Here is a 9,363-nt window from a genome sequence, read left to right as displayed (position 1 = left end):
CGTGTTTCACGTGAAACACGAGATCAGACGTCGAGATTGGCCACCAATGCATTGCGCTCGATGAAGTCACGTCGGGGCTCGACCTCGTCACCCATCAGGGTGTTGAACATCATGTCGGCGCCCACCGCATCCTCGATGGTGACCCTGAGCATGCGGCGAGTCTCGGGGTTCATGGTGGTATCCCAGAGCTGATCCGGATTCATCTCACCAAGACCCTTGTATCGCTGGATGGAAAGACCACGCTGGGCCTCGGCCATCAGCCACTCGAGGGCCTCGTAGAAGGTGGTCACACGCTTCTGACGCTCGCCGCGGGCCACATAGGCGCCCTCTTCCAGCAAGCCGTCGAGGGTCTGGCCAAGCTCGGCCATACCGCGATAGTCGGCGCTGGTAAAGAACTCGATACCCCACACGTAGTCCGTGGATACGCCGTGGGCGGTGAGGGTGACCGCCGGCAGGTAGAGGCTGCGCTCGGTATCTTGCTCGAGCCGGAAGGTATATCGCGGGCCACCCTCGTAGGCCACCACGGCATCCATCTCCCCCTGGAGATGATCTATCCAGTTCTGCATGGTTCCCCGATCCCGCAGACTGACCTCACCATCCAGACGCGCGGCATGCACGATCCGCTTGAGCACCTCGTTCGGGTAGACACGAGACAGGCGATCAATGCGGCGAACCACCTCGCGATACTGATTAACCAGAGCCTCGAGCTGGGAGCCGCTGATACCGGGCGCATCGGCGTTGACGTAAACCCGGCCGCCGTCCAGAGCCGTGGCGGTCAGGTAGTCGGTCATCGCCTGCTCATCCTTGAGATAGAGCTCCTGCTTGCCACGCTTGATCTTGTAGAGAGGCGGCTGGGCGATGAAGACATGTCCGCGCTCGATCAACTGAGCCATCTGGCGGAAGAAGAAGGTCAGCAGCAGGGTCCGGATGTGCGAGCCATCCACGTCCGCATCGGTCATGATGATGATCGAGTGGTAGCGCAACTTGTCGGGGTTGAACTCCTCACGACCGATGCCGCAGCCCAGGGCGGTGATCAGGGTGCCCACCTCAGCGGAGGAAAGCATCTTGTCGAAACGCGCCTTCTCCACGTTGAGGATCTTGCCCTTGAGGGGAAGAATCGCCTGGGTGCGGCGATCACGTCCCTGCTTGGCACTGCCGCCGGCCGAGTCACCCTCTACCAGGAAAATCTCGGAAACACTGGGATCCTTCTCCTGGCAGTCGGCCAGCTTTCCGGGCAAGCCCGCGATGTCCAGGGCACCCTTGCGGCGGGTCATGTCGCGGGCCTTGCGCGCCGCCTCCCGGGCACGAGCAGCGTCGAGCATCTTGTTGACGATGGCCTTTGCCTCGTTGGGCTTCTCGATCAGATAGTCCGAGAACAACCGGCCCATCTCCTGCTCCACTGCGGTCTTCACCTCGGACGATACCAGCTTGTCCTTGGTCTGGGACGAGAACTTGGGGTCAGGCACCCTCACCGAGACGATAGCCGTCAGCCCCTCTCGGGCATCGTCACCGGAGGTGTTGATCTTCGACTTCTTGAGCAGTCCCTCGGACTCGATATAGGCATTGAGGGTCCGGGTAAGCGCGGCACGAAAGCCGGCCAGGTGCGCCCCACCATCCCGCTGGGGAATATTGTTGGTGTAGCAGAAGATGTTCTCGTTGAAGGAGTCATTCCACTGCATCGCCACCTCCACGCCAACGCCGTCTTCACGCTCGGCATTGAAGTGAAACACCGGGTTGAGCACGCTCTTGTTGGTGTTGAGGTGGTCGACGAAGGCCTTGAGCCCCCCCTCGTAATGGAACACCTCCTCCTTTCCGCTACGCTCGTCGATCAGGCGTATGGCCACACCGGAGTTCAGAAAGGAGAGCTCGCGTAGACGCTTGGCCAGGATATCGTAGTGGAACTCGATACTGGTGAAGGTTTGCGGAGAGGGCCGAAAGTGGACTCGCGTACCGGTCTTCTCGGTCTTTCCGACCACGGCCAGGGGCGATTGGGGCACTCCGTGGTGATAGATCTGCTCGAAGACCTCACCGGCGCGCCAGATGGTCAGCTTCAGCTCCTCCGAGAGAGCATTGACGACCGACACCCCGACGCCGTGCAGGCCGCCAGACACCTTGTAGGAGTTGTCGTCGAACTTGCCGCCGGCGTGGAGCACCGTCATGATCACTTCCGCGGCGGAAATCCCTTCCCCTTCATGGATATCGGTGGGAACACCGCGACCATTGTCGCTTACCGTGACCGACTCGTCGGGGTGGATGACCACGCGAATTTCGCTGCAGTGCCCCGCCAGCGCTTCGTCAATGGAGTTATCCACCAGCTCGAACACCATATGGTGCAGGCCCGTGCCGTCGTCGGTATCACCGATGTACATGCCGGGACGCTTGCGTACGGCATCCAGCCCCTTGAGTACCTTGATGCTCGATGAGTCGTAGGCCTGTTCGCTCATTGACTGCTCCATCATGAAGTCTGTCGTTCCAGTGGCACCAGCTGCCCCTCTCCCGTCGGCGAACGTTTCACGTGAAACATCGCCAAGGGGGTGGCGGGCTGCCACATATCTGCCAGGGCGTCGTGATCGACGCTGGTGATGAACGCCTGGCAGTGCATGCTTTCCAGCCAGTGGCAGAACACCCGCCGGTGGGCGCTGTCCAGCTCTGCCGGAAGGTCGTCGATCAGGTAGAGGCACTGCCGTCCGGTGGCTGCCTCGAGAAGACGCCCCTGAGCCAGTTTGAGGGCACTCACCACCAGCTTCTGCTGCCCCCGGGAAAGCACCTCCACTGCAGGGCGTCGATCAAGCCTGATGGCCAGATCGGCACGTTGCGGCCCCTGCTGGGTAAATCCCATCTGCCTGTCCACTTCTCTGCCCTTCCTCAGCATCTCACCGAGCTCGCGACGCCGATCCCAGCCTCGGGAGTAGCGCAATTGCAGACCCGGCAGGGGCATCAGACCGGTCAGAGTCTCCTCGAAAACCGGAAGGAATGCATCGAACCAGGCGTTGCGCATCACATCGATACGCTCGCTCCAGTGGACGAGCTCGCGCTCCCAGGCGGACAGGGAAGCATCGTCCATTCTACCATGCCTGAGCAGGGCATTCCGATGTTTCAGGGCACGGCGAGCGCGTTGCCAGGCCTCGAGGAAGTCATGTTTCACGTGAAACACGCCCCAGTCGAGAAACTCTCGCCGCCCCCCGGGGGGCCCCTCGAGAAGACGGAAGGCATCGGGATTGATCAGCTGCAACGGCAGTGTCTCGACCAGACGAGAGAGGCGGGTGACGCGCTCACCGGAAAAGCGGATCTCCAGCTCGCTCTCGTCGCGACGGCGGCGCACCCCGAAGGGAAGAGGGGGGTCACCGGCCAACCGACCATGCAGGACCAGACCCTCGGCGTCGTGGGCGATCACATGGCGCATCTGGCGAGTACGGAAGGAGCGCCCCATGCCGAGGACATGGATGCCCTCCAGCAGGCTTGTCTTGCCGCTTCCATTGTCACCCGTCACCAGATTTATCCGAGATCCTGGTTTAAAATCAATGGGTTGCAGGTTTCTGAGTCCCTGGAAGGCGAGGCGATCGAGAGGCATGGGCACACACGGGCAGGGCGGCATCGGACATGCCGCCGGTGGTCACTAGAGGCGCATGGGCATGACGACATAGAGGGCGTCGCCGCCACCCGGCTCCTCCATCAGCGCACTGCTGTTGGGGTCGGCCAGAGTCATCTGCACGCGATCCTCGTCGAGGGCATTGAGCACATCGATCAGGTAGCCGACGTTGAAGCCGATCTCCAGCCCCGGGCCGCTGTACTCGATGGCGATGCTCTCCTCGGCTTCCTCCTGCTCGGGGTTGTTGGCCATGACCTTGAGGTTGCCTTCGGCCAGATGCAGGCGCACCCCGCGGTACTTCTCATTGGACAGAATCGCGGTACGCGATAGCACCTGGCGCAGCTCGGCACGCTCGGCGATGAACACCTTGTCACCACCGCGGGGCACCACCCGCTCGTAGTCGGGAAACTTGCCGTCGACCAGCTTGGAGGTGAAGGTGAAGTCACCGGTATGGGCACGGATGTGACTGGCCCCCAGGGTCAGGCTCACCGGCTCCTCGCCGTCATCCAGAAGCCGCACCAGCTCCAGGATGCCCTTGCGTGGCACGATCAGCTTCTGAGCCGGCTCCACCTCGATCTCCACGGGACGCGAGCAGACTGCCAGACGGTGGCCATCGGTGGCCACGGCACGCACCAGACCGGAGCGCAATTCCAGCAGCATGCCGTTCAGGTAGTAACGCACGTCCTGCTGTGCCATGGCGAAGGAGGTAGCGTCGATCAGCTGCTTCAGGACGCCCCGCGGCAGCGCAAGCTCGACGCTGCCCTGGCTATCCTCGATGTTGGGAAACTCGGCAACCGGCAGGGTCGAGAGGGTGAAGCGGGATCGGCCGCTGCGCAGCACCGCCCTGCCCTCCTCCAGGGAGAGCTGGATCTCGGCCTGATCGGGCAGCGACTTGCAGATATCCATCAGCTTGCGTGCCGGCACCGTGGCGGCCCCCGGCTCATCCACCTGACTGGCCACGGTGCGCCCGATAAGCTCCACTTCGAGGTCGGTGCCGGTCAGCGCGACCTGGTCCTGGTCGACCTGGATCAACACGTTGGAGAGTACCGGCAGGGTCTGGCGTCGCTCCACCACACCGGCCACCAGCGTCAGCGGTCGCAGCAGCGCTTCGCGGGAGATGGAAAATTTCATGTCGGCTCCACATCTAGTCCTGAAGGATTGCAGCCAGCGCGGCCCGGGCCGAACGGCTAGGCGGTCATTTAACCACAGCTGAGGCTCGGTGGGCGCATGAAGGCATGGGGGCAGGGGTGCCTGGCAGCACGATAAGAAGGAGAACCGACGACCCTGCCCCGAGGCTCTGACGATTGACCCGTCAGCTGGTCAAAAGGCGCAGCAGGTTCTTGTAGTCCTCGCGGATATCGGCGCTCTCCTCCTGCAATGACTTCACCTTGCGGCAGGCATGCAGCACCGTGGTGTGGTCACGACCACCGAAGGCATCACCGATCTCGGGCAGGCTGTGGTTGGTCAGCTCCTTGGCCAGCGCCATGGCCACCTGGCGCGGCCGCGCCACGGAGCGTGAGCGGCGCTTGGAGAGCAGGTCGGAAAGCTTGATCTTGTAATACTCGGCCACGGTGCGCTGAATGTTGTCGACCCCCACCTGCTTGTCCTGCAGGGCCAGCAGGTCCTTGAGCGACTCACGGATGAAGTCCTGGGTAATCGGCTTGCCCATGAAGTGCGAGTCGGCGATCACCTTTTTGAGGGCTCCCTCAAGCTCACGCACGTTGGACCGTATCTTCTGGGCGATGAAGAAGGCGGCGTCGTGGGGCAGGTCGACCTTGGCCTGGTCGGCCTTCTTCATCAGGATGGCCACCCGGGTCTCCAGTTCCGGCGGCTCGATCGCCACCGTCAGCCCCCAGCCGAAGCGGGACTTGAGGCGCTCCTCGACTCCGCTGATCTCCTTGGGGTAGCGATCCGAGGTGAGGATCATCTGCTGACCGCCCTCGAGCAGGGCATTGAAGGTGTGGAAGAACTCCTCCTGGGAGCGCTCCTTGCCGGCGAAGAACTGGATGTCATCGATCAGCAGCGCATCGACGCTGCGGTAGAAGCGCTTGAAATCATTGATGGCGTTGAGCTGCAGCGCCTTGACCATGTCGGCCACGAAGCGCTCGGAGTGCAGATAGACCACCCGGGCATTCTCTCGACGAGTGGCCAGGGCATTGCCCACGGCATGCATCAGATGGGTCTTGCCGAGGCCAACCCCGCCGTAGAGGAACAGCGGATTGTAGGCTCCCCCCGGGTTCTCCGACACCTGCCTAGAGGCGGCCCGGGCCAGCTGGTTGGACTTGCCCTCGACAAAGGTCTCGAAGGTGAAGTTGGGGTTCAGGCCGCTGCTGTGCTTGAGGCTGCCCTCGACCTGCACCTGGCGACCTCCTCCTGCAGCACGTCGTCCCGACCCTTCCTCGCGCAGGGCGTCGAGTTCGCGCTCATCGGCCACATCCCCACGCGGAGGAGTATGCACGGCAGGGGCCGATGGTCGTCGCGGCGCTGCCGATACCGGATTACCCAGATCGCGAGGCTGGGGCTGGGGCGCGGTACGCCGACTGCCCACCGACAACACTACCTTGGGGGGCTTGGCCGGTGAGAGCTCGCGCATCAGCTCACCGATGCGCTTGGCATACTTGTCGCTGACCCAGTCGCGCACGAAGCGGTTGGGTGCCAGCAGACACAGCTCGCCCGACTCCCCCTCCTCCGCCTGCAGCGGGCGGATCCAGGTGTTGAACTGCTGGGAGTTCAGCTCGTCCTGAAGGGTGTCCAGACACTGTTGCCAGAGAGCTAGCGCCACGCGGCCTCACCATCGGTTGGAAAACGGTCGCATAGTGTATCGCCCCCAGGGGCGGTTATCCACACCCTGAAGCCGCCGCTCGACGGCTGTGGAAAACTTATCCCTGACCCTAGGGACAAGGGTCACCGAACGCTGGGGACAGCTGCTGCCTGTGGACCATCGTGCATTCCGTCCACCGCTTGCTCACCGTCAACCCCGCGCTTCCCCACCGGCTATCCACAGTGTAAATATCAATGTATATTATTGATTATAATGTATAAAAATACGTTATCCACAGAAATAGTCCCCAGTATTAATAACAGGTTTTATAAATGAGTTTAAGATAATGATAATGGTGTTGATGGTGAATACTCGCTCCCTTCGCTGTCTGACACCGGCCGTTGGCGGCTCGCCCCGCTGTCTCCTCGAGCGGCTGGCAGTACGGAAAAATTGCACCCGAGCCGTGATATCACTACAATTTCCGGTCTTGAGCCGAACACCCCCGGGTTCCACCATGGAATCCGGACGCCTCGAAATTGTCGATTCTTCCAGAAAACCACGTGGGAATAATGAGTTATGAAACGCACCTTTCAGCCCAGCGTTCTGAAGCGTAAGCGCGTGCACGGCTTCCGTGCCCGTATGGCCACCAAGAACGGCCGTGCCGTCCTGGCCCGCCGTCGTGCCAAGGGTCGCAAGCGCCTGAGCGCCTGATCACGGACTGCGCGTGTCCCGTCAGGACTTCCCCCGCCGTCTGCGTCTGCTGACGGCAGGGGACTACCGGCAGGTCTTCGAGACCGCGGTCTTCAAGATTCATGGCAAGGGCCTCATGGCCCTGGCGACGCCCAATGAGCTTGGGCATCCTCGTCTCGGCCTGATCGTCAGCAAGAAGGCCCTTCGCCGTGCCGTCGACCGCAACCGCCTCAAGCGCCTCGCTCGCGAATCCCTTCGCCACCAGCAGCAACGACTGCCGGGGGTGGATATCGTGCTCATGGCCAGACGAGGCGTGGGGGATCTGGATAACGAGATCCTGCATCGCCAGCTGCACGGAATGTGGCGCCGACTGGAGCGTGAGGCAAGAAAAGCCGCCGCCGAAGACCGGCCAATGGTCGAGACATCCAGCGCGAATGCCAGTCAGGGCGCATGACAGGTCAACCAGGAGCCGTCACCATGTCGAGATATCCTTCCATGGTGCTTCCTGAGCCTGCCGACACTACCGCCGTTAGTCCGTGTTCGGCATCCAGCCTGCCCTTGGCAGGCTTTTGTCTATCTCGGGCAGATGCTTTCCATCTCGCCCTCGGCAAGTTCACCACCCATCGGGCAGAACCCTCATGGACGTAAAACGACTCCTCTTGCTGATCCCCCTGGCGGTGCTCGCCTACCTGATCGTCGTGCAGTGGAATCAGGACTATGGCCAGGTTTCCCCTGAGCCCGAGGCCCCCTCCTTCACAAGCTCAGCCAACGACGAGGCCCAGCCGGCCGACCCGGATGGCCTAGCGGTACCGGCCGCACCGAGCGCATCAGGTGACGTCAGTCAGGCCATGCCAGGAGAGGCGAGCACGCCTTCCAGCGGCCGCGACCTGATTGCCGTGGTCACCGATGTGCTGGACCTGCGCATCGATCCCCAGGGCGGTGATGTCGTCTACGCGGCGCTGCCGCAGCACAAGCTGACCCTCGACTCGGACAGGCCCTACGTGCTGCTCTCGGACAGCGAGAGCCGCAGCTACGTGGCTCGCTCCGGCCTGCAGCTCGACGGCCAGGCCGGCCGCATCGCCTTCACGCCGGATCAGAACGAGTACCGCCTGGCCGAGGATGACAACCGCCTCGAGGTTGACCTGCGCGCCGAGGTCAACGGCATCGATGTCATCAAGCGCTTCACCTTCGAGCGCGGCAGCTATGCGGTAGACGTCAACTACTACCTGGCCAACAACACCGAGACGCCGGTCACCGCCCGCTTCATCGGCCAGCTGGCCCGAGACAACAGCCCGGACCCCTCCAGCGGCGTGGCCATGGGCATGAGCTCCTACCTCGGCGCGGCCTACTCCACACCGGAGAGTCGCTACGAGAAGGTCGACTTCGGCGATATCCAGAGCGGTCGCTTCGACAACGTGGACGCCCAGGGCGGCTGGGTGGCGATCATCCAGCACTACTTTGTCTCGGCCTGGGCGCCGTCCCAGAACCAGCAGAACCTCTACTACGCCACCACCGATTCCCAGAACCGCAACGTGGCCGCCTTTGCCGGTCCTGTCAGCACCCTTGCCCCCGAGGGCGAGGCGCGCCTGGGCGCGACCCTCTACATGGGGCCCAAGGTGCAGGATTATCTGGAGGCGGTGGCTCCCAACCTGCGCCTCACCGTTGATTTCGGCTGGCTGTGGTTCATCGCCAACCCGCTGTTCTGGCTGCTCGACCAGATTCATGGCCTGATCGGCAACTGGGGCTGGTCGATCGTGCTGCTGACCATCGTGGTCAAGCTGGTGCTCTGGCCGCTCTCCGCCAAGGCCTACAAGTCCATGGCCCGCATGCGCAAGCTGGGCCCGGAGATGCAGCGCCTCAAGGAGCAGTACGGCGACGACCGCCAGAAGATGTCCCAGGAGATGATGAAGTTCTACCAGAAGGAGAAGATCAATCCTCTGGGCGGCTGCCTGCCGATCCTGGTACAGATGCCGGTGTTCATCGCGCTGTACTGGATGCTGCTGGAGTCCGTGGAGCTGCGCCATGCGCCCTTCATGTTCTGGATCCAGGATCTGTCGGTGAAGGATCCCTTCTTCATCCTGCCGATCCTGATGGGCGCCTCCATGTTCGTGCAGCAGTTGCTCAACCCGACGCCCCCGGATCCGATGCAGGCGAAGATCATGCGCATGCTGCCCATCGTCTTTACCTTCTTCTTCCTGTGGTTCCCGGCTGGTCTGGTGATCTACTGGGTGGTGAACAACATCATCTCCATCGCCCAGCAGTACGCCATCACGCGCAAGATCGAGAACGATCCCAGCGTCGGCAAGGGCATGAAGACCAAGTA

The 9,363-nt window shown here is 62.4% G+C and carries 7 protein-coding genes; 3 read left to right on the top strand and 4 right to left on the bottom strand.

Annotated elements, in window-relative coordinates; genetic code table 11:
* Positions 1-23: 23 nt before the first annotated feature.
* From gyrB to dnaA, 4 genes are all read right to left on the bottom strand, one after another.
* Positions 24-2,444: a DNA topoisomerase (ATP-hydrolyzing) subunit B gene (gyrB, locus tag IBX53_RS12565; RefSeq protein WP_290909748.1), complete on the bottom strand. Its 2,421-nt coding sequence runs from the start codon at positions 2,442-2,444 to the stop codon at positions 24-26.
* Positions 2,445-2,455: 11 nt separating this feature from the next.
* Positions 2,456-3,571 carry a DNA replication/repair protein RecF gene (gene recF / locus IBX53_RS12560; protein ID WP_290909745.1) on the bottom strand — a complete coding sequence of 372 codons (1,116 nt, stop codon included), beginning with the start codon at positions 3,569-3,571 and terminating at the stop codon, positions 2,456-2,458.
* Between the two features lie 45 nt (positions 3,572-3,616).
* Positions 3,617-4,720 (bottom strand): DNA polymerase III subunit beta, encoded by a 1,104-nt coding sequence (gene dnaN / locus IBX53_RS12555; protein WP_290909743.1) that lies wholly within the window; start codon positions 4,718-4,720, stop codon positions 3,617-3,619.
* A gap of 181 nt (positions 4,721-4,901) precedes the next feature.
* The gene (gene dnaA / locus IBX53_RS12550) at positions 4,902-6,371 is read right to left on the bottom strand and encodes a chromosomal replication initiator protein DnaA (protein ID WP_290909741.1); all 1,470 of its coding nucleotides are present in this window, start codon (positions 6,369-6,371) and stop codon (positions 4,902-4,904) included.
* Positions 6,372-6,926: 555 nt separating this feature from the next.
* On the opposite strand from dnaA, the gene rpmH reads away from it, so the two are divergent.
* The 3 genes from rpmH to yidC form a co-directional block, all read left to right on the top strand.
* Complete coding sequence (gene rpmH, locus IBX53_RS12545) at positions 6,927-7,061, top strand: 50S ribosomal protein L34 (protein WP_010626003.1); 135 nt, start codon at positions 6,927-6,929, stop codon at positions 7,059-7,061.
* Positions 7,062-7,074: 13 nt separating this feature from the next.
* On the top strand, positions 7,075-7,494 hold the full coding sequence (gene rnpA / locus IBX53_RS12540; protein WP_290909729.1) for a ribonuclease P protein component: 420 nt from the start codon (positions 7,075-7,077) through the stop codon (positions 7,492-7,494).
* Between the two features lie 184 nt (positions 7,495-7,678).
* Positions 7,679-9,363 (top strand): membrane protein insertase YidC (yidC, locus tag IBX53_RS12535; RefSeq protein WP_290909726.1); only part of this gene is annotated, 1,685 nt, incomplete at its 3' end.

Source organism: Halomonas sp. (assembly GCF_014859505.1).
In the GTDB taxonomy this organism is placed as follows: domain Bacteria; phylum Pseudomonadota; class Gammaproteobacteria; order Pseudomonadales; family Halomonadaceae; genus Halomonas.
The sequence above is the reverse complement of the archived record's forward strand: the minus strand, read 5'-3'. Positions and strand labels throughout refer to the sequence as shown.

What these genes read in the sequence shown, in the direction of transcription:
- gyrB (WP_290909748.1), bottom strand. Translation starts at nt 2,444, where the DNA reads ATGAGCGAACAGGCCTACGACTCATCGAGCATCAAGGTACTCAAGGGG.
- recF (WP_290909745.1), bottom strand. Translation starts at nt 3,571, where the DNA reads ATGCCTCTCGATCGCCTCGCCTTCCAGGGACTCAGAAACCTGCAACCC.
- dnaN (WP_290909743.1), bottom strand. Translation starts at nt 4,720, where the DNA reads ATGAAATTTTCCATCTCCCGCGAAGCGCTGCTGCGACCGCTGACGCTG.
- rpmH (WP_010626003.1), top strand. Translation starts at nt 6,927, where the DNA reads ATGAAACGCACCTTTCAGCCCAGCGTTCTGAAGCGTAAGCGCGTGCAC.